23 protein-coding genes are annotated in these 24,349 nt (G+C 64.6%); 13 read left to right on the top strand and 10 right to left on the bottom strand.

The annotated features are described in order from the left end of the window. Nucleotides 1-72 precede the first annotated feature (72 nt). The gene (locus NCR34_RS21760) at nt 73-1,332 is read right to left on the bottom strand and encodes an ABC transporter substrate-binding protein (protein ID WP_248324620.1); all 1,260 of its coding nucleotides are present in this window, start codon (nt 1,330-1,332) and stop codon (nt 73-75) included. A 274-nt stretch (nt 1,333-1,606) separates the two neighbouring features. On the opposite strand from NCR34_RS21760, the gene NCR34_RS21755 reads away from it, so the two are divergent. The 7 genes from NCR34_RS21755 to NCR34_RS21725 all read left to right on the top strand — a co-directional run bounded on the left by NCR34_RS21755 (nt 1,607) and on the right by NCR34_RS21725 (nt 7,872). Beyond that, the gene (locus tag NCR34_RS21755) at nt 1,607-2,233 is read left to right on the top strand and encodes a glutathione S-transferase family protein (protein WP_248324619.1); all 627 of its coding nucleotides are present in this window, start codon (nt 1,607-1,609) and stop codon (nt 2,231-2,233) included. Between the two features lie 29 nt (nt 2,234-2,262). After that, nucleotides 2,263-2,898 (top strand): glutathione S-transferase family protein, encoded by a 636-nt coding sequence (locus NCR34_RS21750; RefSeq protein WP_248324618.1) that lies wholly within the window; start codon nt 2,263-2,265, stop codon nt 2,896-2,898. A 31-nt stretch (nt 2,899-2,929) separates the two neighbouring features. Further along, entirely contained in the window at nt 2,930-4,573 is a 1,644-nt protein-coding gene (locus tag NCR34_RS21745) for an acyl-CoA synthetase (RefSeq protein ID WP_248324617.1), read from the top strand. Nucleotides 4,574-4,586: 13 nt separating this feature from the next. Continuing rightward, on the top strand, nt 4,587-5,372 hold the full coding sequence (locus NCR34_RS21740; RefSeq protein ID WP_248324616.1) for an enoyl-CoA hydratase: 786 nt from the start codon (nt 4,587-4,589) through the stop codon (nt 5,370-5,372). A 244-nt stretch (nt 5,373-5,616) separates the two neighbouring features. After that, nucleotides 5,617-7,011 carry an L-lactate MFS transporter gene (locus tag NCR34_RS21735; protein WP_175945578.1) on the top strand — a complete coding sequence of 465 codons (1,395 nt, stop codon included), beginning with the start codon at nt 5,617-5,619 and terminating at the stop codon, nt 7,009-7,011. A gap of 38 nt (nt 7,012-7,049) precedes the next feature. Next, a complete protein-coding gene (locus NCR34_RS21730; RefSeq protein WP_159834252.1) occupies nt 7,050-7,178 on the top strand; it encodes an MFS transporter small subunit in 129 nt (42 codons plus the stop codon). A gap of 388 nt (nt 7,179-7,566) precedes the next feature. Then, nucleotides 7,567-7,872: a high-potential iron-sulfur protein gene (locus tag NCR34_RS21725; RefSeq protein WP_206470772.1), complete on the top strand. Its 306-nt coding sequence runs from the start codon at nt 7,567-7,569 to the stop codon at nt 7,870-7,872. An 18-nt stretch (nt 7,873-7,890) separates the two neighbouring features. Here the strand turns inward: NCR34_RS21725 and NCR34_RS21720 are convergent, their stop codons facing one another. Next, nucleotides 7,891-8,349: a DUF4019 domain-containing protein gene (locus NCR34_RS21720; protein ID WP_241270126.1), complete on the bottom strand. Its 459-nt coding sequence runs from the start codon at nt 8,347-8,349 to the stop codon at nt 7,891-7,893. Nucleotides 8,350-8,506: 157 nt separating this feature from the next. Between NCR34_RS21720 and NCR34_RS21715 the strand changes: the two genes are divergently transcribed. Then, nucleotides 8,507-9,379 carry an endonuclease/exonuclease/phosphatase family protein gene (locus tag NCR34_RS21715; RefSeq protein WP_248324615.1) on the top strand — a complete coding sequence of 291 codons (873 nt, stop codon included), beginning with the start codon at nt 8,507-8,509 and terminating at the stop codon, nt 9,377-9,379. Between the two features lie 6 nt (nt 9,380-9,385). Here the strand turns inward: NCR34_RS21715 and NCR34_RS21710 are convergent, their stop codons facing one another. Then, on the bottom strand, nt 9,386-10,579 hold the full coding sequence (locus tag NCR34_RS21710; RefSeq protein WP_248324614.1) for a M20 aminoacylase family protein: 1,194 nt from the start codon (nt 10,577-10,579) through the stop codon (nt 9,386-9,388). Between the two features lie 94 nt (nt 10,580-10,673). Beyond that, on the bottom strand, nt 10,674-11,570 hold the full coding sequence (locus NCR34_RS21705) for a LysR substrate-binding domain-containing protein (protein ID WP_248324613.1): 897 nt from the start codon (nt 11,568-11,570) through the stop codon (nt 10,674-10,676). 207 nt (nt 11,571-11,777) lie between these two features. On the opposite strand from NCR34_RS21705, the gene NCR34_RS21700 reads away from it, so the two are divergent. Then, nucleotides 11,778-13,094, top strand: a complete 1,317-nt coding sequence (locus NCR34_RS21700) for an MFS transporter (protein ID WP_248324612.1) — start codon at nt 11,778-11,780, stop codon at nt 13,092-13,094. Nucleotides 13,095-13,324: 230 nt separating this feature from the next. Here the strand turns inward: NCR34_RS21700 and NCR34_RS21695 are convergent, their stop codons facing one another. Beyond that, nucleotides 13,325-14,011 (bottom strand): nitroreductase, encoded by a 687-nt coding sequence (locus NCR34_RS21695; RefSeq protein WP_248324611.1) that lies wholly within the window; start codon nt 14,009-14,011, stop codon nt 13,325-13,327. Nucleotides 14,012-14,380: 369 nt separating this feature from the next. Here NCR34_RS21695 and NCR34_RS21690 point away from each other — a divergent pair, with 369 nt between their 5' ends. The 4 genes from NCR34_RS21690 to NCR34_RS21675 all read left to right on the top strand — a co-directional run bounded on the left by NCR34_RS21690 (nt 14,381) and on the right by NCR34_RS21675 (nt 20,630). Next, nucleotides 14,381-14,983 (top strand): (2Fe-2S)-binding protein, encoded by a 603-nt coding sequence (locus tag NCR34_RS21690; protein ID WP_248324610.1) that lies wholly within the window; start codon nt 14,381-14,383, stop codon nt 14,981-14,983. Between the two features lie 10 nt (nt 14,984-14,993). After that, entirely contained in the window at nt 14,994-15,998 is a 1,005-nt protein-coding gene (locus NCR34_RS21685) for an FAD binding domain-containing protein (RefSeq protein ID WP_248324609.1), read from the top strand. A gap of 30 nt (nt 15,999-16,028) precedes the next feature. Then, nucleotides 16,029-18,266, top strand: a complete 2,238-nt coding sequence (locus tag NCR34_RS21680; protein WP_248324608.1) for a xanthine dehydrogenase family protein molybdopterin-binding subunit — start codon at nt 16,029-16,031, stop codon at nt 18,264-18,266. Between the two features lie 189 nt (nt 18,267-18,455). Beyond that, nucleotides 18,456-20,630 (top strand): malate synthase G, encoded by a 2,175-nt coding sequence (locus NCR34_RS21675; protein ID WP_248324607.1) that lies wholly within the window; start codon nt 18,456-18,458, stop codon nt 20,628-20,630. A 51-nt stretch (nt 20,631-20,681) separates the two neighbouring features. Here the strand turns inward: NCR34_RS21675 and NCR34_RS21670 are convergent, their stop codons facing one another. The 5 genes from NCR34_RS21670 to gbd all read right to left on the bottom strand — a co-directional run bounded on the left by NCR34_RS21670 (nt 20,682) and on the right by gbd (nt 24,286). Next, nucleotides 20,682-20,867 (bottom strand): 4-oxalocrotonate tautomerase, encoded by a 186-nt coding sequence (locus NCR34_RS21670; RefSeq protein ID WP_175945609.1) that lies wholly within the window; start codon nt 20,865-20,867, stop codon nt 20,682-20,684. Nucleotides 20,868-20,890: 23 nt separating this feature from the next. Next, nucleotides 20,891-21,667, bottom strand: a complete 777-nt coding sequence (locus NCR34_RS21665) for a class II aldolase/adducin family protein (RefSeq protein ID WP_248324606.1) — start codon at nt 21,665-21,667, stop codon at nt 20,891-20,893. 149 nt (nt 21,668-21,816) lie between these two features. Next, nucleotides 21,817-22,698, bottom strand: coding sequence for an urea transporter (locus NCR34_RS21660; RefSeq protein WP_248324605.1), 882 nt, complete (start codon nt 22,696-22,698; stop codon nt 21,817-21,819). A 139-nt stretch (nt 22,699-22,837) separates the two neighbouring features. Further along, on the bottom strand, nt 22,838-23,041 hold the full coding sequence (locus NCR34_RS21655; protein WP_248324604.1) for a hypothetical protein: 204 nt from the start codon (nt 23,039-23,041) through the stop codon (nt 22,838-22,840). 105 nt (nt 23,042-23,146) lie between these two features. Continuing rightward, nucleotides 23,147-24,286: a 4-hydroxybutyrate dehydrogenase gene (gene gbd, locus NCR34_RS21650; RefSeq protein WP_250501049.1), complete on the bottom strand. Its 1,140-nt coding sequence runs from the start codon at nt 24,284-24,286 to the stop codon at nt 23,147-23,149. Between the last annotated feature and the right edge of the window lie 63 nt (nt 24,287-24,349).

The following is a 24,349-nucleotide window of genomic DNA, read 5'->3' as shown; positions in this document are numbered from 1 at the left end:
TGTGAACACGCGTATCGATGCGGGCGTTCGTCTCATGCGAAGCGCCCGCGCGCCCATGCATCCGGCAATGCCCTACTTCGCCGCCTGCTGCACCTTGACGAAAGCCGGGAACTTGACCTTCGCGTTGGCGATGGACGCCGGCCAGATCGCCACTTGCTTGCCGTCCTGCCATTGCAGGTTGATGCCGGTGATATAGCCCGGGCCGTACTTCAGCGCATGCGTGAACTGATCGTTCTTGCCGTAGAACTGCCAGCGCCCGATGGTGCCCACGTAGTCCGTCTTTTCGAGCGCATCGACCATCTTGTCCGGATCGGTCGAACCCTGATTGCGATGGATCGCATCCGCGAGGATGTACACGAGGTCGTAGCTCGTGAAGCCGTCATACGCGGGCGACACGCCGAACTTCTTCTGATACGCATCGACGAACGGCACCGTCTTCGGCGTCACGGCGACGCCCGGCGCGGCCGCCGATGCGGTGATCACGCCTTCGGTCGCGCCATTGGTGTCCTTCCAGAAGCTCGTCGTGGTGGCTTGTGAGCTCTGGCCCGTCATCGGAATGGGCACTTGCTGGTCGTGCCATTGCACGGTGGGCTGCACGCCGACGTGGCTGATGCCGGTCGTGATCGTATCCGGATGCTTCGCCTCGATCTGGTTGAAGATCGGCGTGAAGTCCGACGTATCCGGATTGAAGCGGATGTGGTCCAGCACCTGAAGCCCCGCCTTCGGCAGACACTCCAGATAGCGTTCGTCGAGCGGCTTGGTCCACGCGGCGTCCTCGCTCATCACGACAGTCGTCTTCATCTTGAACTGGCCGACGAGGATATCGTGCGAGAAGTCGCAGATGGACTGCGCGATGAACGCGGAGGTCATCCAGCCGTGGAACGTGTACTTGTAGTGCTCGTAGTCGTCGTGGACGTGCTTCGATATGTCGTTGCTCGCCGCGCCCGGCGTGATGAACGGCATCTTGAGGCGCGCGGACCAAGGTTCCATCGCGAGCGCGACTTCGCTGATATAGCTGCCGATGATCGCCACCACCTTGTCCTGATTCGCCGCGCGCTGGAACGCGCGCACGCCGTCCGATGCGGAGGAGTGATCGTCATAGGCGACGATCTCGATCTTGCGGCCATCCACGCCGCCGTGCGCGTTGATCTCGTCGGCGGCCATCTGCGCGGACTTGCTGATGGACGCGCCCGCCACCGACGATTCCTCGCTGATCACGCCAATCTTCAACGGCTCCCCCGCCGCATGAGCCGTGGCGATCAAGCCCAGGCCCGTCATCATGGCGCCGGTCGCCATGAAACCATGCAGTCGCCACGTCTTGCACCTGGACATGTCTCGTCTCCTTGTCGTCCAGAGCCGGCGCTCGAACGCGCTCTCTCTGGCCATGCAGGAACTGCGCTTTAATCGTTATGGACCGACGCCATCCCGCAACGTTGCAGCTGTTAAGGATGTGCGCACAACAGTAGCATTCGCTCAATACGCGCTGAATCAGTAGTTACGATAGACAGGACTCTGGCATGTCATGCTGCAAAGCGGCAAAGCACAGCGCGTCATCGTTAGACGCTATGCTTGTCGATAACGAATACTTCGACGGAGGCAATGTCCAATGCTGACCATCTGGGGCCGAGCGAATTCGGTCAACGTTCAGAAGGTGCTGTGGTGCTGCGACGAGTTGAGTCTCGAGTATGAGCGCATCGACGCCGGCATGCAGTTCGGCCGCAATCACGAGCCCGGCTATCTGGCGATGAACCCGACGGGCCGCATACCCACGCTCGTCGATGGCGACTTCGTGCTGTGGGAATCGAATTCGATCATCCGCTATCTGGTCATGCAATATGGCCGCGACGATGCGCTCTATCCCGCCGATCCCAAGGTCAGGGCGAGCGTGGACCGCTGGCTCGACTGGACGCTGTCCACGCTGCAACCCGCAGAACGCCCGGTTTTCTGGGGCTATGTTCGAACGCCCGAAGCCAAGCGTCACGTCAAGCAACTCGAAGCCGATGCAACGGAAGTGGAAAAGCTCTGGCGCATGCTCGATGCGCATCTGAAAGGCCGCGACTACCTCGAAGGCGGCACGTTCACGCTGGCCGATCTCGTCGTCGCGGCGTATGCGCGGCGCTGGTACGGCATCGCGGAACTCGCGCGGCCTTCGCTGCCCGACCTCGAACGCTGGTACGCGCAGCAGTCGGCGCGCGCGGGCTTTCAGCGCTATGTCGCGCACGAAGTGACCTGACTGCGAATCACACCCTGGACCGTACCGCCATGACTATCGAACTGCATACGTGGAACACGCCGAACGGACGCAAGATCAGCGTCGCGCTCGAAGAGATGCAACTGCCCTATACGGTCAGAACCGTGAACATCACGAAGGGCGAACAGCATGCGCCCGAGTTTCTGCGCATCAGCCCGAACAATCGCATTCCCGCCATCGTCGATCCCGAAGGCCCTGACGGTCAGCCGATCAGCGTGTTCGAATCCGGAGCCATCCTGCTGTATCTCGGCGAGAAGACCGGCCAGTTCCTGCCCGCGAGCCTGCGCGAACGCGTGCCCGTGCTCGAATGGCTGATGTGGCAGATGGGCGGCTTCGGCCCGATGCCGGGACAGGTGCATCACTTTCGCATGGTCGAAGCGGAAAGCGACCGGCGCTATGGCCTCAAACGCTATTCCGACGAAACGCGCCGCTTGTACGGCGTGCTCGACAAGCGGCTCGGCGAAGTGGAGTACGTCGCGGGCGCGCTGTCTGTAGCCGACTTCGCGATACTCGGCTGGGCGTGGCGGCACGAGCGCCATCAGGTTTCGCTCGACGATTATCCGAACGTGAAGCGTTGGTACGAAGCGCTGTTCGCGCGTGACGGCGTGAAGCGCGGCTTCGAAGTAAAGCTCGACGATCTGGCTTGATAACCGCCGCATCCGCACGAGGACGACGATCATGAACGCCGGCAAATATGACGAAGGCCTTCCCAAGACCGCCGCCAACTATGCGGCGCTGACGCCGCTCACGTTCATCGAACGCGCGGCTTCCGTCTATCCGACGCGGCTCGCCGTCGTGCATGGCGACGTGCGTCGCACATGGGCCGAGACCTACGCGCGCACGCGACGTCTCGCATCGGCGTTGGCTTCGCGCGGCATCGGCGTGGGCGATACGGTGGCGGCCATGCTGCCGAACACGCCCGAGATGGTCGAAGCGCACTTCGGCGTGCCGATGACGGGCGCGGTGCTCAACACGCTCAACACGCGCCTCGATGCCGCGACGCTTGCCTTCATGCTGACGCACGGCGAAGCGAAGGCGATCATCGTGGATCGCGAGTTCTCGGCTGTCGTGAAGAAGGCGCTCGCAAACGTGCCGCAGCCGCTGATCGTGATCGATGTCGATGACCCGCAGTACGCCGGCGATGGCGAACGCATCGGCGAAATCGACTATGAGACGCTGCTCGCGAGCGGCGATCCGGCGTATCAATGGTCGCCGCCACCGGACGAGTGGAACGCCATCTGCCTGAACTACACGTCGGGAACGACGGGCAATCCGAAGGGCGTCGTCTATCATCATCGCGGCGCTTATACGAACGCGGTGAGCAATATCCTCGAATGGGACATGCCGAAGCATGCGGTGTATCTCTGGACCTTGCCGATGTTCCACTGCAACGGATGGTGCTTTCCGTGGACGGTGGCAGCACGCGCGGGCGTCAACGTGTGCCTGCGCAAGATCGACGCGAAGACGATCTTCGATCTGATCCGCAGCGAACGCGTCACGCATTATTGCGGCGCGCCCATCGTGCAGAACCTGCTCGTCAATGCGCCGGACGACATGAAGGCCGGCATCACGCACAAGGTTCACGCGATGGTCGCGGGCGCCGCGCCGCCTGCCGCGATGATCGAAGGCATGGAGCGGCTCGGCTTCGAACTGACGCATGTGTACGGCCTCACCGAAGTCTATGGACCCGCGACCGTCTGCGCGCAACAGGCCGAATGGAGCGCGCTGGATATCGGGGAACGCGCGCGGCTCAATGCGCGTCAAGGCGTGCGCTATCACTTGCAGGACGCGGTCAGCGTACGCGATCCGCTGACGATGGAGCCGGTTCCCGCTGACGGCGAAAGCATCGGCGAGATCATGTTTCGCGGCAACATCACGATGAAGGGCTATCTGAAGAACGCGAGCGCGACGGAAGAAGCGTTCCGCGGCGGCTGGTTTCATACCGGCGATCTGGCCGTCGCGTATCCGGACGGCTATGTGCGCATCAAGGATCGCAGCAAGGACATCATCATCTCGGGCGGCGAGAACATATCGAGCATCGAAGTGGAGGACGCGCTTTACCGGCATCCGGCCGTGCTCGCCGTCGCGGTCGTCGCCAAACCGGATGCGCGCTGGGGCGAGACGCCCTGCGCATTCGTCGAACTGAAGGCCGGCGCAGAGGCGAGCGCCGAAGAACTGATTGCGCATTGCAAGACGCTGCTTGCCGGGTTCAAAGTGCCGCGCGCGATCGAGTTCTGCGAGTTGCCGAAGACATCCACCGGCAAGATTCAAAAGTTCGAACTGCGCAAACGCGCGGGCTCGGTCGCGGCAATCGACGTTTGATGGAGACCACGCCGTGAGCGATACGGAAGCACTGGTCCACGTCGAACATGACGCATACGGCGTAGAAGGCGCGGTGTCGGTCACGATGAACCGCCCCGCCGCGTTCAATGCGCTCTCCGAGTCCATGCTGGATGCATTGGCCACCGAACTAAATCGCATCGCGCAATCCGATGCGCGCGTGGTCGTCATCGCGGGCGCGGGGCGCGCGTTTTGCGCGGGCCACGATCTCAAGGAAATGCGCGCGACACCGTCGCTTGCCTACTATCGCGCGCTTTTCGCACGCTGCTCGCGCATGATGATGACGATTCAGCGCATGCCGCAGCCGGTCATCGCGCGAGTGCATGACATCGCGACGGCGGCGGGCTGCCAGTTGGTCGCGATGTGCGATCTCGCCGTCGCATCGAACGAAGCGCGCTTCGCTGTATCCGGCGTGAATCTGGGCCTGTTCTGCGCGACGCCGAGCGTGCCGCTCTCGCGCAACGTCTCCCGCAAAGCCGCGTTCGAGATGCTCGTCACCGGCGACTTCATCGATGCGCGAACCGCATGCGAGCGTGGCCTCGTGAATCGCGTCGCGTCGCCGAACGGGCTCGATGAGGCCGTGCGCGCGCTTGCAGCGAGCATCGCACGCAAGCCGCGCGAAGCCGTCGCGGCGGGCAAGCGGCTTTTCTACCGGCAACTGGAAACAGGCATCGAAGCCGCGTACGCGCTCGCTGCCGAGACGATGGCCTGCAACATGATGGACGAGTCCGCGCTCGAAGGCACGCAAGCGTTCATCGAGAAGCGCCCGCCGCGATGGTGACGTCTCACGCGTGTCCACATGCGGGTTGGGGCAAACGCTTATGGCGGCCCGGTTCATATTGCAAAGCGCATCGCTCTTGTCTAACGTCATGCGCAGCCGTGACGGAATGTCGCGCCTATATGTCGTTCCATCGCATGTTTTCCGGAACGCACAACGGTGCGTCGTACCGCGCACAGCCCACGACAAAGCAAAGACGAGCGCGCCACGCCAGATGTCTCGCGAGCGGCGCGCCACGGAGACCACGATGAACAGCACCATCAAGCAAGGGGCCGCGCACGGCCCGCATGGCTTCTTTTCCAAGGAAGCGACCATCGCCCGGCCCGGCTTCTCGCGCTGGATGGTGCCGCCCGCGGCGCTCGCCGTGCATCTCTGTATCGGTCAGGCGTATGCGTTCTCCGTCTTCAATGCGCCGTTGACGCGCGTGGTCGGCATCACGCAGTCCGCGCCCGACGACTGGTCGCTTACGACGCTCGGCTGGATCTTCTCGCTCGCCATCGTGTTTCTCGGGTTGTCGGCCGCGTTCGCGGGCAAGTGGCTGGAGAAAGTCGGCCCGCGCCGCACCATGTTCACCGCGGCCTGCTGCTTCGGCGGCGGCTTTCTCGTGTCGGCGCTCGGCGTGTACCTGCATCAGATCGTGCTGCTCTATCTCGGCTATGGCGTGATCGGCGGCATCGGGCTGGGGCTCGGCTATGTGTCGCCGGTATCGACGCTCATTCGCTGGTTTCCGGACCGGCGCGGCATGGCCACCGGCATGGCGATCATGGGCTTCGGCGGCGGCGCGATGATCGCCGCGCCGGGCTCCGTCGCCCTCATGAACTACTTCAAGAGCGCGACGAGCGTGGGCGTGGCCGAGACCTTCGTGGTGCTGGGCGTGCTCTACTTCATCTCGATGACCATCGGCGCGCTCGCGATCCGCATCCCGCCGGCGGACTGGAAGCCGGCCGGCTGGACGCCGCCTGCCACCGCGAACAAGATGATCACGAAGAACCACGTGCACATCGATCAGGCGCTCAAGACGCCGCAGTTCTATCTGCTGTGGCTCGTGCTCTTTCTGAACGTAACGGCGGGCATCGGCGTGCTCGGTCAAGCGTCGGTGATGATCCAGGAGAGCTTCAAGTCGTCGATCACGGCGGGCGCGGCGGCCGGCTTCGTCGGCCTGCTGTCGCTCTTCAACATGGGCGGACGCTTCGTGTGGGCGTCGGCGTCGGACTGGATCGGCCGCAAGAACACCTACTTCGTGTTCTTCGCGCTCGGCGCGGTGCTCTACTTTCTCGTGCCGCAGTTCGCGCAGGCCGGCAGTATCGCGCTATTCGTGCTCGCGTACGGCGTGATTCTCTCGATGTACGGCGGCGGCTTCGCCACGATTCCGGCCTACCTCGCGGACATGTTCGGCACGGCGTTCGTCGGCGGCATTCACGGGCGTCTTCTGACCGCGTGGGCAGCGGCGGGCATCGCGGGTCCGGTGCTCGTGAACTACATCCGCGCCTACGAAGTGGCGCGCGGCGTCCCGAAGTCGGACGCTTACACGATGACCCTGCACATCATGGCGGCGCTGCTCGTGATCGGTTTCGTATGCAACCTTCTCATCAAGCGCGTGGACGAGAAACATCACATGGACACGGCGGCCACGGCTGGCTGAATGAACGAGACCCACAAGAGACCCACAAGGAGACCCGCATGAACGATCGATACGAGGGCGGCTCGTCGAACAAGGCGCTGTTGCTGCTTTTCTGGCTCTACGTGCTGATTCCGCTCGCGTGGGGCATCACCAACACGCTCGCGCAAGCGGTCAAGCTGTTCAAGTAACAAAGCGCGCAAGCGCCGGACGCAGCGTTCCGGCGCGGGCCTCGCGCGTCGCCTCAACGGCCGCGCTGGCTTTGCCGGCTCAGGCTGCGTCGCGCGAGCGCGCTCAGAAGGAGCGCGCCAGCCACGAAATCGAACAGATACAAGCCTGCCATCATCCAGTCTGCTTCAGTCATCGTCGTTCTCCTTCGAAGTTAGGTTGCAGCAGCGCTGCGTAGAGTGTTGTACGTTTGCCGTTCTGGCAGGAATAACGGCAGGCGCGCGCGAAGGTTGAGCGGCGTTTCTTCGACCGAAAAAAATCGATCGGGCGTTCGCGAACCACGAGTGCGGCTCGGCGCGAGTCGGCGTATCGTGCAAGATGCTCGATGGCCCTTCATCACTTTCGTTTGCTATGACCACCTCTCGCCGACACTTCCTGATTCTGACGACGGGCGCGGGCGCATCGCTCTGGCTCACGCGAGCCAGCGCCGACGCGCCGCACTTAAGCGAAACCGATCCCGCGGCCATTGCCGTCGGCTACAAGGAAGATGCCGCGAAGGTCGACAAGGCGAAGTACCCGAACTTCGCGGCGGATCAGGCGTGCGCGAATTGTTCGCTGTTTCAGGGCAAGTCCACCGATGCGTGGGGCGGCTGCACGCTGTTCGGCGCAAAGCTGGTGGCCGGGCGCGGGTGGTGTGCTTCTTATACGAATATGTGAGGGGCGGGTGGCGAACCGTCACCGCACCGAATACCCCACGAACCGCCACACCCTGTCCGGATCCAGCATAAACGTCACCACTTCCCGCGCCGACTGTCGCGCCTGGCTAAACTGCGTATCGAACGAAACGCTCATGAACCAGCCCGCGGGCATGTTGCCGGTGCCGTCGAAATGCAGATGCTTCACGCCCATCGGCATGCGCATGCCCGGCGTGCCGAGCGCGGCGCGGTCGCGGGTGACCTTGCTCACGAAGTCCTCGCGCGAGATCACTTTCTTCGCGACGGCCGACCCTGCATCCCACACTTCGCCGGTCTTGTTCTGATCGATCATCTTCACGATGACATCGGCCATTTGCGCGATGTCCTGATCCTGCTTGTCGAGCCCCGCCTGTTGTTCGCGCGTCAGCGAAGGCGCGGGCTGCGCATGCGAGAGCGCCGCCATCGACATCAGCGCCAACGCGGCCAAGCGCTTGTTCATGCGTGTTTTCATAGTGTGAGGATTGCGTATTGGTTCGCAGCAATTGTAGGTCGCGCTTTTATGAGACAGTCTGAAATTCAGCGTTTCGTCAGGCGTACTGGATGCTGTGGTCACGCGCATCTGAGATGCCGGACACATCGTTCGAAGGAGACATGCCATGCGACTGGTCGACTGGAACATGCAATGGGGACGCGGCGTGGACGGCCGCGTCGATGTAGCGAGGATCGTCGCGGAAGCGAAAGCGCTGTGCGATTTCGACGTGCTCTGCCTGCAGGAAGTCACGCGCGGCTTTCACGAGGGCCAGCAGGCGGGCGGGCTAGCGGGAGGCCCGGGCGCGGATCAGTTCGCGGAACTGGCGAGCCTCGTACCGGGCGCGACGGTCATCGAAGGAATCGGCTCGGATTTGCCGCCCGTAGGCTCAGGCACGGCGCGCAGGCAGTTCGGCAACGCCATCGTCAGCCGCCTGCCGGTGCGGCAAGTGCTGCGTCATTCGCTGCCGTGGCCCGCCGATCCCGCGAAGCCGTCGATGCTGCGCGTGGCGCTCGAAGCGGTCATCGAAACGGATGTCGGGCCGCTGCGCGTCATCAGCACGCATCTGGAGTTCTACTCGGAGACGCAGCGTCTCGCGCAGGTCGCGCGGCTGCGTGAGTTCCATCGCGAGGCGTGCGAGCATGCGCGCCGCCCGGCGAAGGCCGAGACGCTCGCGAGCCCGTTCGCCGACACCGCGCGGCCCATGTCGGCGATCGTCTGCGGCGATTTCAACAGCGCTTACGAAGGCGCGGCGTATCGCGCGATGCTGGAGCCGATGACCGACGCGCCCTCTTTCGTCGATGCATGGTCTCGCGCGCATCCGAACGAGCCGCGCGCCGCGACCGTCGGTCTCTACGATCACGAGCAATGGGCGGACGGTCCGTTCGCGTGCGACTTCATCTTCGTGACCGAAGATCTTGCGCCGCGCATCGTGGGCTGCGAGGCGGACCAACATAGCCGGTCATCGGACCATCAGCCCATGTGGCTGGAACTGCGTTAGTGTGCGTCAGCCGCGCGCGAGGTACTTCTCGACGAGCTTGACCCAGTACGTCGATCCGAGCGTCAGGACTTCGTCGTTGAAGTCGTAGCTGCTGTTGTGCAGCATGCACGGGCCGATGCCGTGCCCATGCTCGCGATGCGCGCCCAGTCCGTTGCCGATGTATCCATAGCATCCGGGACGCTCCAGCAGCATGTACGAAAAGTCTTCCGCGCCCATCGTCGGATCGACGTTCGTGTCCACGTGATCCGCGCCCGCGACTTCCCGCATCACGCCGAGCGCGAACTGCGTTTCCGCTTCCGTGTTCACGGTCGGCGGATAGTTGCGCACGAAGTTCACTTCGGCCTTGCATCGGTAGGCCGCCGCTGTTGCCGTCACGATCTCCTTCATGCGCGTCTCGATCAGGTCGAGCACGTCGACGGAGAACGTGCGCACCGTGCCCGCGAGGGTCGCGGTCGTCGGAATGGCATTCACCGCATGACCCGCTTCCATCTTCGTGATGGAGAGCACGGCGGCGTCGATGGGCCGCTTGTTGCGCGTGACGATGCTCTGCAAGCCCGTCCCGATCTGCAACGCGGTGAAGACGGGATCGATGCCATCGTGCGGAATCGCGGCATGCGCGCCCACGCCTTCGATGCGGATCTCGAACTCGTTGCTCGATGCCTGCGTCGCGCCCACGCGCGCGCCGAAGTTGCCCGCGGCCATGCCGGGCCAGTTGTGCAGCGCGAACACGGCATCGACGGGAAATTGCCTGAAGAGGCCATCGTCGATCATTGCCTTCGCGCCGCCGCCGCCTTCTTCCGCAGGCTGGAAGATGAAGACCACGGTGCCGTCGAAGTCGCGATGCTTCGCCAGATAGCGCGCCGCGCCGAGCAGCATCGCGGTGTGGCCGTCGTGCCCGCAGGCGTGCATCTTGTTCTCGTGCTTCGACGCGTGCGCGAACGTGTTGAGTTCGGGAATCGGCAACGCGTCCATATCCGCCCGCAGGCCTATCGCGCGCTGGCTCGTGCCCTTTCTCAACACGCCGACCACGCCTGTCTTGCCGAGCCCGCGCGTCACTTCGATGTCCCAGCTTTCGAGCTTGCTCGCGACGAGATCGGCGGTGCGCGCTTCTTCGTAGCAAAGCTCGGGATGCGCGTGGATGTCGCGGCGGATGGCCTTGAGTTCGTCCTGCGCCTCGGCGATCTCGGGAATGATCGGCATGCTGTCCTCTTGCGTCGAATGAAGAATACGGCATTGTCAGCGGCCGTAATTCACAGGGAAAGCTGATATTTCTTGTCCGTGACTTAAGCAAAAGTCATGGGTCGCGCGCGGTCTCTGCCACGTGCGAACGCGCGCGAATGCTGTCCTGCACCACGCGCATGACAGCGTGCCGGTCGTGAATCTTGCGTTCCAGCATGCCGACGACGCGGCGCGGCGTATTCTTCGCGAGCGGCAGCACGGCGAGCGCGGGGTCGCTTGCCCACGAACCGTATTCGAGCAGCGGCACGACCGACACGCCCGCGCCTTGTCGCACGAGTTCGACGATCACTTCCAGCGAATTCAGTTCGAGGAACTCGTTCACCGCGAGCCGGTTGTGCCGCAGCGCGCGATCGATCAGCGCGCCGGTGCGTTGCGCGCGGTCGAAGCGCAGAAACGGCGCGCTCGCGAGCAACGCCGCTGCGCTGGCGCCCTCGCTCGCCGACGAGCCGATAGCGACCAGCGGCTCTGAATAGAGCGGCGTCCAGCTGAGGCTCGCGGGCGTCTTGCCCGCCATTTCGACGATCACCGCCGCGTCGATCTCGCCGGCTTCGACTTGCGGCGCGAGCGCGAGCGCCTTGCCGGTGAAAAGCCGCACGTCGAGCCGCGGGTACTGCCCTTTCAACTCCGTGACGACCGATGCGAGCGCGCCCATCGCCGAATCCACCGCGCCTATTGATACCGAGCCGGCAATTTCATCGTCGAGGCCAGTGAGACGCATGCTGTCGTACAGCGCGACGATCCGCTCCGCCTGCGGCAACACCTGCTTGCCGATGCTCGTCAGCCGGTTCGTGCGGCCGACGCGATCGAACAGCGGCCGCTTCAGGTCGTCTTCGAGCGACTGCATCTGCATGCTGACGGCCGCCTGCGTCAGCGCGACTTTCTCGGCGGCGGCGGCGAACGAGCCGTAGCGGGCCACGGCGATGAACGTGCGCAAAAAGCGGGTGTTGCTCATGGCGATCTCGCTCGGTATCAGGGAAGCACCTGACGGTGTAATCAGGTTTCCTTGAGTGTCAGTTCAGAAATTCTATATTTTCTTATTTCAGCGAGGCGTACTCTTGTGTGGTCGTTTCAGCAGGTTGAAGCGGATGTCGTCGCACCGAAGCCGGGAGCCACCGCGCTTCTAACCCCACACTCGACCCCAAGCCACGGAGTCCACTCGATGAGCACCGTACTACCTGCTTCGCATGCCGCCGGCGAGAACGCCGCGGTGAATCTTTCAGGGCGACGCGCCATCGTCGTATCGACCATCGGCAACGCGCTCGAATGGTTCGACTTCATGGTGTACGGCTTCTTCGCCGTCATCATCTCGAAGCTGTATTTCCCCGCGACCAGCCCGACCATCTCGCTGCTCGCCACCTGGGCGACCTTCGGCGTGGGCTTTCTCACGCGGCCGCTCGGCGGCGTCGTGCTCGGCGCGGTGGCCGATCGCGTCGGGCGCAAGTCGGCGCTCACGCTCACCATTTCGCTGATGGCGGTCGGTATCGCGATCATCGCGTTCGCGCCGACGTATGCAGCCATCGGCGTGGCCGCGCCGCTTCTGATGCTGCTCGGCCGATTGATCCAGGGCTTCTCCGCGGGCGGCGAAGTGGGTTGCGCGACGGCGTTTCTCGTCGAATACGCGCCCGCGAACAAGCGCGGTTACTTCGGCAGTTTCCAGATGGTCGCGCAGGCCGCCGCGAGCCTCGCGGGTTCGTTCTTCGGCGCAGTGCTCACGCGCACGCTGAGTCCCGAGCATCTGAACAGCTGGGGCTGGCGCGTGCCGTTCGTGATCGGCCTATTGATCGTGCCGGTAGGTCTCTATCTGCGCTCGAAACTGGACGAATCGCCGGTCTTCGTCGAGAAGGCGCAGAAGAACGAACTTAGCGCGAGCCCGATCCGCGATACCGCGACGAAGCATTGGCTGCCCGTGCTGGCCGGTTTGGGACTGACGGTGTTCGGCACCATCGGCACGTATATCTTTTTGTTATACCTGCCGACGCACGCGACGCGCGTGCTGCACCTGGCGCTCACCGACGGCCTCATCAGCTCGACCATCGGCGCGCTGGTCTATCTGGTCTGCTGCCCGGTCTTCGGCAGACTGTCGGACCGTCTCGGGCGCAAGAAGGTGATGGCTACCGCGCTCGCGCTGTCGCTCGTGACCGCGTACCCGATCTTCTCGTTCCTGACCGCGCATCCGAGCCTGCCGACGCTCATTTGCTGCCAGGCGTTGCTCATGCTCTATCTCAGCGCGTATCAGGGCTGCTATCCCGCGTTCATTTCCGAACTGCTGCCGTCCAGCGTCCGCTCGACGGGCATCTCGGTGAGCTACAACGTCGCGGTGATGATCTTCGGCGGCTTCGCGCCGGCTATCGTCCAATGGCTCACGATGACGACGGGCGATCCGCTCGCGATCTGCTATTACGTGATCTTCGGCAGTGCGGTCGCGCTGGTGACGATTCTTCCGCTGCGCGACCGGTATAGCGATGCACTGCGCTAGCGTGCATTGCCGCGCTGCATTGCATTGCTTAAGCCTCGATTAAGAAACGGGTCGTAGTCTGCATTGGACCGACCCACCCCTCCTTCCGGCCGCGCAAGCGGCCGTTTTTTTTGGCTCATGCAATGCAATTGCTCATGCGTCTACTCGCCGTGATCGTCGTGCTCGTCGTCTTCGTGACGGCAGGCGAACTCGTGCTTTCGCTTCTCGCTCGCGGCATCATGCCCCACTGACTAATCGACAAACCGCAGCACATTGTGCAGCGGCTCGCGCGCGCTCTTCAACTGATTCTCCGGCTGCGACCAGTCCGCATAACCGAGGCTCATGCCGCAGACCACCGTCTCGTTCTCCGGCAGTTTCAGGTGCGCTGCGATGATGCGGTGATAGCGGTTGAAGGCCGCCTGCGGACACGTATCGAGGTCGAAGGCGCGCGCCATCAACATCACGTTCTGCAGGAACATGCCGTAGTCGAGCCATGAACCGCGCTCCATCGTGCGATCCGTCGTGAAGATGACGCCCACGGGCGCGCCGAAAAACTCGAAGTTGCGCGCCATCTGCGCATGCATGCCTTGCTTGTTTTCGCGTGTCAGGCCGAGCAGCGTATAAAGACCGATGCCGAGCGCGCGGCGGCGTTCGAGATAAGGCGAGGACCACGTGCGCGGGTAATACGGAAACTCCTCTTCGTGCTCGCGGTCGGCATCCGGATCGTTGAACACGTCGAGTATCGCCTGCGACAGCGCCGCTTTCACGTCACCCGTCAGCACGTAGACCTTCCACGGCTGGATGTTGCTGCCCGAAGGCGCGCGGCAGGCGTGCGTGAAGATCGCCTCGAGCGTCGTGCGATCGACAGGATCGGGCAAGAACGCGCGGATCGAACGGCGCGTGGCAATGGCATCGGCGACGGAAAGGCTTTCGTTCATCGGGCGGAAATAGGCAGTGAAGGCAGTGAAGCGACACTGCGAACGCTACCACGCATTCCGCTGTAAGCCGTGTTTCACGCACCGCCGCGCGATTCGTGAAAGATCCGCCGCGTCTGCCTATACTGGCTGAGTGTCATCTCGTATCACATCGAAAGCCGGAACCGTCCTGACGCCTTCATGCGCAGACCCGTTTCGCGCCGCATCTCCGCACTGGCGGGCGCTCGCCGCGCCCCGCATGTGTCGCCGCTTCTTCGTCTTTTTCAGTCTGGACGCTTCCTGCCGCTTTAGTGCCGCAAGTCGCGCCACTGCCCGCAACCATTTGCATGGGACCGGACGCGCCGCCGCGCCGGTCGAAAAGGAGAACGCTCGATGCAACACCCCGTCCCTCAATCGAACACCACGCGCATCATGCCGCGCACGCCGCCTCGCGTTCCCGAAACAGAGTCCGCCACGCACGCCGCGCCGGCCGAAGTGCTCACGCCGCCATCGACCAAGTCGAGCGATGCGAACGCCAGCGTCACGCTGACCGTGAACGGCCGCAGCATCACGTTGTCGCTCGATCCGCGCACGACGCTGCTCGACGCATTGCGCGAGCATCTGCACCTCACCGGCACGAAAAAAGGCTGCGATCACGGGCAATGCGGCGCATGCACGGTGCATGTCAACGGCCGCCGCGTGAACTCGTGCCTGTGCCTCGCTGCCGCGCACGACGGCAATGCGATCACCACCATCGAAGGCATCGGCGAAGTGGAAGCGCTGCATCCGCTACAGGCGGCCTTTGTCGAATGCGACGGCTATCAGTGCGGCTATTGCACCGCCGGCCAGTTGATGTCGGCGGTCGCGCTGCTCGACGAACCCATCGGCCCGAACGACGAAGACGTGCGCGAAGCCATGAGCGGCAATCTGTGCCGTTGCGGCGCCTATCAGAACATCGTCGCGGCGATTCAGTCCGTGCGCGGCAACAAGGGCTGAGGAGCGCGACATGGAACTGTTCCAGCTTTCCCGCGCGCGCGACCTGCCCGGCGCCATCCACGCGGGCGCGGCCGCGCATACCGCGCAACAAGGCGCGGAAGTGCGCTTTCTCGCGGGCGGCACGACGCTCATCGACCTGATGAAGCTCAACGTCGAGCAGCCCGCGCGCATCGTCGATATCAGTCGTTTGCCGCTCGACAAGATCGAAGCGACGGACGACGGCGGCGTGCGCATCGGCGCGACCTCGCGCAATTCGGATCTCGCGCATCATCCGCTGATACGCGAGCGTTACGCGGCGCTTTCGCAGGCGGTGCTGTCGGGCGCATCCGTTCAGCTACGCAACATGGCGACGACCGGCGGCAATCTGTTGCAGCGCACGCGCTGCGTCTATTTCCGCGATACCGCGTCGCCGTGCAACAAGCGCGAGCCGGGCACGGGCTGCTCCGCGATCGGCGGCTTCAACCGCACGCAGGCGATTCTCGGCACGAGCGAAGCGTGCATCGCGAGCAATCCGTCGGACATGAACGTGGCGCTCGCCGCGCTCGAAGCGACGGTTCACGTCGAAGGCGCGCGAGGCCAACGCGCGATCGCATTCGACGACTTTCATCTGCTGCCCGGTTCGACGCCCGATCGCGAGACCGTGCTCGAACCCGGTGATCTCATCACGCACGTGACGCTGCCGCCGCCGGTCGCGGGCACGCGTTCGCTGTATCTCAAGCTGCGCGACCGCGCTTCGTACGAATTCGCGCTGGCGTCGGCGGCCATTGTCATCGGCGTGAGCGACGGACGCGTCGCGCATGTTCGCGTGGGCCTGGGCGGCGTCGCGACGAAGCCGTGGCGCGCGCGCGAAGCCGAGAACGAACTGCTGAACGCCGCGCCCGACGAAGCGGCCTTCCGCCGCGCCGCCGACGCCGCGCTCGCCGACGCGAAGCCGCAAAGCGGCAACGCCTTCAAGGTAGAGCTGGCGCGGCGCTGCATCGTGCATGCGCTGAAGCTCGCCACACAAGCGTCCTGAACCCGCTGAATCCGATCGAGGAACCGACCCATGTCCACTGCGCCAGACATTCAGCCGTCACCGAACGGCGTCATCGGACGGCCGCAGTCGCGCATCGACGGACCGCTCAAGGTCTGCGGCCGCGCGACTTATACATCCGATGTCGATCTGCCCGGCATGCTGTACGCCGTGCCGGTCTGCAGCACCATCGCGAGCGGCAGGATCACGTCGCTTGAATTCGCCGCCGCCGAAGCGATGCCGGGCGTGAAGCTCGTTCTGCATCGCGGCAATATCGGGCGTCTGTATCGCATACCCGGCAACTCGTTCGAGAACGGTTATGTCGATGAACAGCGCCCGCCGTTCGAAGACGACGTCATCCGTTATTACGGGCAATACGTCGCATGCGTGATCGCGGTCACGTTCGAGGCGGCGAGCGCGGCGGCCGCTGCGATCAAGGTCGGCTACGAGGTCGCGCCGCACGATGTCAGCGCGACGCTGACATCCGACAAGGCGCCCAAGGTCGCGAGCGAACGCGGCGATCCGGATGGCGCGTTCGCCAGCGCGCCGGTGAAGATTGATGAGACGTATGTCACGCCCGTCGAGACGCACAATCCGATCGAGCTGCATTCGACCATCGCGCAGTGGGACGGCGAGAACTACACGTTCTACGAGACGAGTCAGGCGGTGTCCAACCATCGCGGAACGCTCGTGCAGATGCTCGGCGTGCCGAAAGAGAAGGTGCGCGTGATCGCGCGCTATCTCGGCTCGGGCTTCGGCGGCAAGTTGTGGATGTGGCCGCATTCGCTGCTCGCCGCCGCCGCGACGCGTCTGACCGGCCGGCCCGTGAAGCTCGTCGTGAGCCGCAAGATGATGTTCCAGAACGTGGGGCATCGTCCGGTGACGCAGCAGCGCGTGCGGCTCGCGGCGACGCAGGATGGCAAGCTCGTGTCCTTGCAGCACGACTTCCTGAATCACAGCGCGCTCGCCGACGACTACACCGAAGACTGCGGCGAAGCCACGCCGCACATGTACAGCACCGCGAATCTGCGCGTGACGGGCGGCACGGTCAAGCGACACGTCGGCTCGCCCACGTCGATGCGCGGCCCGGGCGCGGTGCCCGGCCTCTACGCGCTGGAATCGGCGATGGACGAGCTCGCCATCGCGCTGAAGATGGACCCGGTCGAATTGCGCCTGCGCAACGAACCTTCTGTCGATGAAAGCAGCGGCTTGCCGTTCTCGTCGCGGCATCTCGTCGAATGTCTGAAGACGGGCGCGGAACGTTTCGGCTGGTCGCAGCGCACGCCGGAAGTCGGTTCGATGAAGCGCGATGGCCTCACGCTCGGCTGGGGCGTCGGCGCGTGCAGCTGGCCGGGGCTGCGCTTCTCGGCGGAAGCGAGCGTCGATCTCCGCGCGGACGGCACGGCGCGCGTCGTGTGCGGCACGCAGGACATCGGCACGGGCACGTACACGATTCTCGCGCAGCTCGTCGCGGAGCAGACGGGCATCGCGCTTGACAAGATCGAAGTCGGCCTCGGCGATACCGCGTTGCCCGTCGGCCCGATCTCCGGTGGATCGGCGGCGACGGCATCGGTGATTCCGGCCGTGATGGACGCCACGCGCACCGCCATCCAGATGGTGCTCTCGCGCGCAACGGCGGCCGAGGGCTCGCCGTTCGCGGGCGCGAAAGCGGACGAACTCGCTTTCAGCCACGCGCGCGTGCATCGCAAGAACGAAGCGCCGGAGAACGGCGTGCCGTTCCCGCGCATTCTGGAGGCCGCGCGCATGCACGCGGCGTCGGGCAGCGCGAGCGCGAAAGGCGGCTTCGACGATCCGCTCAAGAAGAAGTGGTCCATCCACTCGTTCGGCGCGCATTTCGCGGAAGTGACGTGGGAGCCGGAGACGGCGCGGCTGCGCGTGAGCCGCGTGGTCACCGTGATCGACGGCGGCAAGATTCTGAATCCGCGTGCCGCGCGCAATCAGGTGGAAGGCGCGGTGGTGATGGGCGTCGGCATGGCGCTTTTCGAGCACACGGTCTATGACGAGCGCAGCGGCGCGCCGGTCAACAACAATCTGGCCGATTACGTCGTCGCGACGCATGCGGACACGCCCCGCCTCGATGTGACCTTCCTCGACCATCCCGATACGGTGTTCAACGAACTCGGCGCGCGCGGTATAGCGGAGATCGGGCTGGCGGGCATCGCGGCAGCCATCACCGGAGCGGTCTATCACGCGACCGGCGTGCGGGTCCGAAAACTGCCGGTCATGATCGAGGATCTGCTCGGCGCGTAGTCATCGCCCGGCCCGGTCGCGCATTGCCGGCGACGGGCCGGGCTGATCCCACCTCTCTCTTCGGCAATCTACCGCTGCCCGCGCAGGCACATCGCTTGCGCGCGGTCAAGATTCGATCCCGCCCTCGATCCGCGCTACCATAAGCCACCCCGCCCCTATTCTTTTAAGCAGCAATCAGCCGGAGTGCCCATGAACGACATGATTCAACAGCACGGCCTGAAGGTCGCATCGAGCCTCGCCAAGTTCGTCGAAGAAGAAGCGATTCCCGGCACGGGCGTCGATGCCGCAGCCTTCTGGCAAGGGTTCGATGCACTCGTGCACGACCTGGCTCCGAAGAACCGCGCGTTGCTCGCCGAACGCGACCGCATGCAGAGCGAACTCGATAACTGGCACCGCAGCCATCCCGGCCCGGTGCGCGATCTGCGCGCGTATCGCAAGTTCCTGGAGGAGATCGGCTATATCGTTCCCGCGCCCGCGCACGTGCGCGCGACCACGGCGAACGTGGACCGCGAGATCGCCGAGCAGGCCGGCCCGCAGCTCGTCGTGCCGCTGTCGAATCTGCGCTATGCGCTCAACGCCGCGAACGCGCGCTGGGGCAGCCTGTACGACGCGCTCTACGGCACCGACGCCATCGACGAAAGCGACGGCGCAGAGCGCACCGCCGAGTTCAACCCGAAGCGCGGCGCGAAGGTAATCGCCTACGCGCGCGCGTTCCTCGACGACAACGCGCCGCTCGCGCACGGCTCGCATGCCGACGCCACGAAGTACAGCGTCGAGCGCGGCCAGCTGGTCGTGACCTTGCGCGATGGCAAGAGCAGCCTCGCGAATCCGGAACAGTTCGCGGGCTTTCAGGGCGATGCCAGCGCGCCGCAAGCCGTGCTGCTCAAGCACAACGACCTGCACATCGAGATTCAGATCGACGCGAACGACTCCATCGGCAAGACGGATGCGGCGCACGTCAAGGACCTGCTGATCGAAGCGGCCGTGAGCACGATCATCGACTGCGAAGATTCGGTTGCGGCCGTGGATGCCGCCGACAAGACGCAGCTTTACCGCAACTGGCTCGGCTTGATGCAGGGCCAACTGTCCGAGCAGGTCACGAAGAACGGCAAGACCTTCACGCGCAGCCTGAACCCAGACCGCGAATACACCGCGCCGAACGGCTCCACGCTCAAGCTGCATGGCCGCTCGCTGCTCTTCATTCGCAACGTCGGGCATCTGATGACGAACCCCGCCGTGCTCGATCGCGACGGCAACGAAGTGCCCGAAGGCATTCTCGATGCGGTGATGACGACGCTCGGCGCCATGCACGATCTCAAGAACAAGATCAACTCGCGCACCGGCTCCATCTACATCGTGAAGCCGAAGATGCACGGACCTGCCGAAGTCGCGTTCTCGGACGAGCTCTTCACGCGCGTGGAAGACCTGCTCGGCCTGCCGCGTCACACCATCAAGATGGGCATCATGGACGAGGAGCGGCGCACCAGCGTCAACCTCAAGGCGTGTATCGCGGCGGCGAGCGCGCGCGTCGCGTTCATCAACACGGGCTTTCTGGACCGCACCGGCGACGAGATGCATTCGTCGATGGAAGCCGGCCCGATGATGCGCAAGGGCGACATGAAGTCGTCGGCATGGATCAGCGCCTATGAGCGCAACAACGTGCTCGTCGGCCTGAACGCAGGCTTGCGCGGGCGCGCGCAGATCGGCAAGGGCATGTGGGCGATGCCGGACCTGATGCACGCGATGCTCGAACAGAAGATCGCGCATCCGAAAGCGGGCGCGAACACCGCGTGGGTGCCGTCGCCGACCGCCGCGACGCTGCACGCGCTGCATTACCATCAGGTCGATGTGCAGCAGGTCCAGCAGGAAATGGAAAGCATCGACTACGAAAGCGTGAAGAACGGGCTTCTCGACGGACTCCTGACGATTCCGGTCGTCGAGAATCCGTCGTGGTCGGAAGACGATATCCGCAACGAGATCGAGAACAACGCGCAGGGCATTCTCGGCTACGTGGTGCGCTGGATCGATCAGGGCGTCGGCTGCTCGAAGGTGCCGGACATTCATGATGTCGGCCTGATGGAAGATCGCGCGACGCTGCGCATCTCGAGCCAGCACATCGCGAACTGGCTGCGGCACGGCATCGTCACCGAGGAGCAGGTGCGTCAGACGCTGGAACGCATGGCCGCCGTGGTCGACAAGCAGAACGACGCCGATCCGTACTATCGTCCGATGGCGCCCGCGTTCGATAGCTCGTACGCGTTCAAGGCCGCGTGCGCGCTCGTGTTCGAAGGCCGCACGCAGCCGAACGGCTACACGGAGCCGCTCCTGCACAAGTTCCGGCTGGCCGCGAAAGAGACGTCGTAAGCGTTTGGATCAACGCAGCAGCGCCATGCTGCTGCGTTTGCTCTGGCCGGGCTACTGGTCCGACCAGAGCTTGCCGGCCGTCGCCCAGTTTTCGCGCTTCACGTCGGTCAGGATGATGTCCACCGAGCCCGGCTCGCAGCCGAGCGTTTCGCACGTGGTTCGCGTGATCGCCTCGACGAACTTGCGCTTCTCTTCCACCGTGCGGCCTTCGAAAAGCTGGATGTTGAAAGTCGGCATTGCTTCGCTCTCCTGTTGAATATTCATTGGCGGTAAGACGGATCGATGCGGTCGAGCTTGCGCATGAGCGCGGGCCATTCGAGCGCGCCTTCTATGGCGTCGTCGTCATGCAACTGCGCCGCCGTGCGCGCCACCACGTCCGGCGTCGGCACGATCATCTTGCCGACACCGGCCAGCGCGCGCAATTGAATGTCGCACGCTCTCACGAGCGTATCCATGAGCACATAGGCTTCCGCGACGGTGCGCCCGAGCGTGAGCGGGCCGTGATTGCGCAACAGCATCGCCCGATGCGCGCCTAGGCTCGCGACGAGCCGCTCGCCTTCGGACGGCGAGAACGCGAGGCCCTCGTAATCGTGATACGCGAGATGGCCGTGAAAGCGCATCGCGTGTTGCGACGCCGGCAGCAGGCCATGCGGTTGCGCCGATACGGCGATGGCTTCGCGCACATGCAGATGCATCACGCACGCGGCTTCGGCGCGCGCGGCATGCACGGCGGCGTGCAGCGCGAAGCCGGTGGCGTTGACGCTGTGCGCACATTCGCCGATCACGTTGCCTTCGATGTCGATCTTCACGAGGTTGGACGCGGTGACTTCGTCGAACGCGAGCCCGAACGGGTTAATCAGGAAGCACCCCGGCTCGCCCGGCACGCTCGCGGAAATGTGCGTATAGACGACATCATCCCAGCCGTTCAGCGCGACGAGCCGATACGCGGCGGCCAACTCGACGCGCGTGGCGGCTTCGGCGGCGGAACGCGGCGCGTTTTCGTCGATGCGGCGCTCGGGGGTGTGGGTGAATGACATAAGGGTCTCCTGTGGGCCGGGGTTGGCGTGTTAGCGAATCGCCCTGACCTCATCGTTAACACTGGCCCGACGCCGTGCTGTAGTTCGATACCACGCGACGCGCCGAGCCGGCGTTCCACCGTACTCAAGGCTCGACGCCCGAGCCGGCCTTATAGGACACAGTCTTTCCGCGACGCCCGCGCGAGCGCAATCACCGCCCACGACGCGAGCACGAACGGCGCGGTCAGCGCAGCGATGCCGGCGCTATCCGCGATGCGCTCGATCACCACAGCGACCGCGATGCCGATGAACACACACCGCGCGCCGAGCGGCGCGGCAGCCAGCGCCACCAGCGCCGCGTTGAAGCCGCACGCGCCCGACAGCAGCACGGCGTCGTTCGCGCCGCCCAAGCCATGCAGCACCGCGCCCAGCGCGCTGCCCGCAAGTGCCCAGCCCGCGCGCGCGGGCCGCGCGGCGAGCAGTCCCGCGGCGATCAATCCGCCCGCGAGCGCGCCGGATGCGAACACGATGGGCGCGAGTCCCGCAAAAGCGGCCTCGATCAGTGCGTCGACACTCTTGGCGACGGGCCCCAGCGCCCCGACTTCGCCCCGGTCGGCCAGAAGCGGCATCCAGCACCAGGTGACGATGATCGCCGGGCTCGACAAGATCGGCAAGTTCCAGCGCGACAGGCCGCGAGCGAGCGTGCCCGCGAGCATCGTCGCAAAGACGGCGGCGAGGATCGCGACGGCCGCCGCCTGCGACGCGTCCCGAATGAAGGTGAAGGCCGCCAGCGCCGCGAGCGCGCCGTTGAAACCGTAGAGGTCGTCGCGCAGGGCGGGGGAATCGGCAGATTCGGTGATGAGCGTCACGACCTTTCCCGCGAGCGAGCCGATCAGCAAGCCGCAGGCAAGGCGCGGGCTCGCGCAGAGCACGCCTGCCAATACGAATGCGCCGGTCGCGGCGTTGCGCTGGAGGACGATCTGCCCGATGCTGCGGGCGAAGCTGAGAAGGGTTCCGCCGGGATGGGCGTCGGAACGAAGAACGGTGGACATGCGCGGCGGCTGCGTTAAACAGAGCCGCCAGCATAGGACAAGCGGCGCGCGCCGGGCGACGGCGGGCCGAATAGCGAGTATGCGGGAAGGGAGAGCTTGAGCCCGCCGCTTCAGAAGCGGCGGGAGATTGCAATATCGCTCAGTTGAAAGCCATCGGCATCAGGGTCGAGCCGTCGACCGTGGCGGTCGCGTAATTCAGCTCCGAACTCTTCTGGACGAATTCCGTGACGTTTTCGCGGAAGTTCGGGTGCTCTTCCCAGGTGATGTAGCTGGCATCGACGACTGCGGACAGCGTGAGCAACGTAAAAGCGATCTTTTCGAGAATGATGTAACGGTGGCGCATGGCGTTTCTTCCTGAATTTGCACGGTATTGTAACAGGGCCTAGGGGTTTTCCCTAGTGGTCTGTTGCAACGCCGCAAATCCGCCATGCGCCCGGTCGGATGCGGGTTACATCGACGCTTCCAGCATCGCCGCGTAGTCGTCGCTCGTCGCCTCGCGCGGGTTCGTCTTGTGGCTGTGATCCTTCATCGCCCCGGCGATGATGCGGGGAAACAGGTCGCGCGTCACACCCAGTTCTGAGAGGCCGCGCGGCAGCCCGAGCGTCGCGGTCATCGCGCGGATCGCGTCGCCGACTTCGTCGCCGGACGAGAGACCCATCGCCTGCGCGATGCGGTCGAGCTTGCCTTCCTCCTGCATCGACGGCGCGCTGCGATTGAACGCGATCACCGCCGGCAAAAAGATGGCGTTCAGCGTGCCGTGGTGCAGCTTCGGATTGATGCCGCCGAGCGAATGGCTCAGGCTATGCACGCAGCCGAGGCCCTTCTGGAACGCGAGCGCGCCCTGCATCGACGCGCTCATCATGTTCCAGCGCGCCGCTCGGTCGGAGCCCTCGCGCGTCGCCCGCTCGATGTATCGCCATGCGCGCCACAGGCCGTCGAGCGCGATGCCGTCGGCGGGCGCGTTAAACGCCGGCGCCATGAACGTTTCGAGGCAATGCGCGATGGCGTCCATGCCGGTCGCGGCGGTGAGCATCGGCGGCAGGCCGAGCGTCAGCTCGGGATCGCAGATCGCGACTTTCGGCACCACATGTGGCGAGATCACGCCGACCTTGCGGCCGTCATCCAGAATCAGGATCGCGCCGCGGCCCACTTCGCTGCCCGTTCCCGCCGTCGTCGGAATGGCGATGACCGGCGCGGTCGCCGCCGTGATGCGCGCGAGCCCGCCCTCGATCACGGCGAAGCTCTGCAGCGGTCCTTCGTGCGTCGCGCAGACCGCGACGCCCTTCGCCAGATCGATCGACGAGCCGCCGCCCGCCGCGATCACGCCATCGCACCCGTTCGAGCGATATAGCTCGACCGCCGCGCGCACGGCGGCTTCGTTGGGATTCGGCGGCGTCGCGTCGAACACCGGCGCGTCGAACGTGGGACCGAGCGCATCCACGATCTTGTCGAGCAGGCCCGCAGCGCGAATACCCGCATCCGTCACGATGAGCGGACGTCGAATGCCGATGCGTTCGCACTCTCCGGCAAGGAGGCGCACAGCGCCGAAGTCGAACTGGATCTGCGTGATGTAGTTGATGAGCGGCATGGCGAGATGAGGAAAAGTTATAGGCGCATCGGCTGAGTATACGTAGCGCTGCGCGTCCGCGAT

The sequence above is a fragment of the Caballeronia sp. GAWG1-5s-s genome (assembly GCF_023631445.1).
GTDB lineage: Bacteria > Pseudomonadota > Gammaproteobacteria > Burkholderiales > Burkholderiaceae > Caballeronia.
This window is presented reverse-complemented; position numbering and strand designations above follow the sequence as displayed.

Excerpts from the sequence above, each read along its gene's own strand:
- NCR34_RS21720 (WP_241270126.1), bottom strand. The coding sequence starts at position 8,349 with ATGAACAAGCGCTTGGCCGCGTTGGCGCTGATGTCGATGGCGGCGCTC.
- NCR34_RS21745 (WP_248324617.1), top strand. The coding sequence starts at position 2,930 with ATGAACGCCGGCAAATATGACGAAGGCCTTCCCAAGACCGCCGCCAAC.
- NCR34_RS21665 (WP_248324606.1), bottom strand. The coding sequence starts at position 21,667 with ATGTCATTCACCCACACCCCCGAGCGCCGCATCGACGAAAACGCGCCG.
- NCR34_RS21710 (WP_248324614.1), bottom strand. The coding sequence starts at position 10,579 with ATGCCGATCATTCCCGAGATCGCCGAGGCGCAGGACGAACTCAAGGCC.
- gbd (WP_250501049.1), bottom strand. The coding sequence starts at position 24,286 with ATGCCGCTCATCAACTACATCACGCAGATCCAGTTCGACTTCGGCGCT.
- NCR34_RS21655 (WP_248324604.1), bottom strand. The coding sequence starts at position 23,041 with ATGCGCCACCGTTACATCATTCTCGAAAAGATCGCTTTTACGTTGCTC.
- NCR34_RS21675 (WP_248324607.1), top strand. The coding sequence starts at position 18,456 with ATGAACGACATGATTCAACAGCACGGCCTGAAGGTCGCATCGAGCCTC.
- NCR34_RS21760 (WP_248324620.1), bottom strand. The coding sequence starts at position 1,332 with ATGTCCAGGTGCAAGACGTGGCGACTGCATGGTTTCATGGCGACCGGC.
- NCR34_RS21705 (WP_248324613.1), bottom strand. The coding sequence starts at position 11,570 with ATGAGCAACACCCGCTTTTTGCGCACGTTCATCGCCGTGGCCCGCTAC.
- NCR34_RS21685 (WP_248324609.1), top strand. The coding sequence starts at position 14,994 with ATGGAACTGTTCCAGCTTTCCCGCGCGCGCGACCTGCCCGGCGCCATC.
- NCR34_RS21715 (WP_248324615.1), top strand. The coding sequence starts at position 8,507 with ATGCGACTGGTCGACTGGAACATGCAATGGGGACGCGGCGTGGACGGC.
- NCR34_RS21735 (WP_175945578.1), top strand. The coding sequence starts at position 5,617 with ATGAACAGCACCATCAAGCAAGGGGCCGCGCACGGCCCGCATGGCTTC.
- NCR34_RS21750 (WP_248324618.1), top strand. The coding sequence starts at position 2,263 with ATGACTATCGAACTGCATACGTGGAACACGCCGAACGGACGCAAGATC.
- NCR34_RS21730 (WP_159834252.1), top strand. The coding sequence starts at position 7,050 with ATGAACGATCGATACGAGGGCGGCTCGTCGAACAAGGCGCTGTTGCTG.
- NCR34_RS21755 (WP_248324619.1), top strand. The coding sequence starts at position 1,607 with ATGCTGACCATCTGGGGCCGAGCGAATTCGGTCAACGTTCAGAAGGTG.
- NCR34_RS21690 (WP_248324610.1), top strand. The coding sequence starts at position 14,381 with ATGCAACACCCCGTCCCTCAATCGAACACCACGCGCATCATGCCGCGC.
- NCR34_RS21695 (WP_248324611.1), bottom strand. The coding sequence starts at position 14,011 with ATGAACGAAAGCCTTTCCGTCGCCGATGCCATTGCCACGCGCCGTTCG.
- NCR34_RS21725 (WP_206470772.1), top strand. The coding sequence starts at position 7,567 with ATGACCACCTCTCGCCGACACTTCCTGATTCTGACGACGGGCGCGGGC.
- NCR34_RS21680 (WP_248324608.1), top strand. The coding sequence starts at position 16,029 with ATGTCCACTGCGCCAGACATTCAGCCGTCACCGAACGGCGTCATCGGA.
- NCR34_RS21670 (WP_175945609.1), bottom strand. The coding sequence starts at position 20,867 with ATGCCGACTTTCAACATCCAGCTTTTCGAAGGCCGCACGGTGGAAGAG.
- NCR34_RS21700 (WP_248324612.1), top strand. The coding sequence starts at position 11,778 with ATGAGCACCGTACTACCTGCTTCGCATGCCGCCGGCGAGAACGCCGCG.
- NCR34_RS21660 (WP_248324605.1), bottom strand. The coding sequence starts at position 22,698 with ATGTCCACCGTTCTTCGTTCCGACGCCCATCCCGGCGGAACCCTTCTC.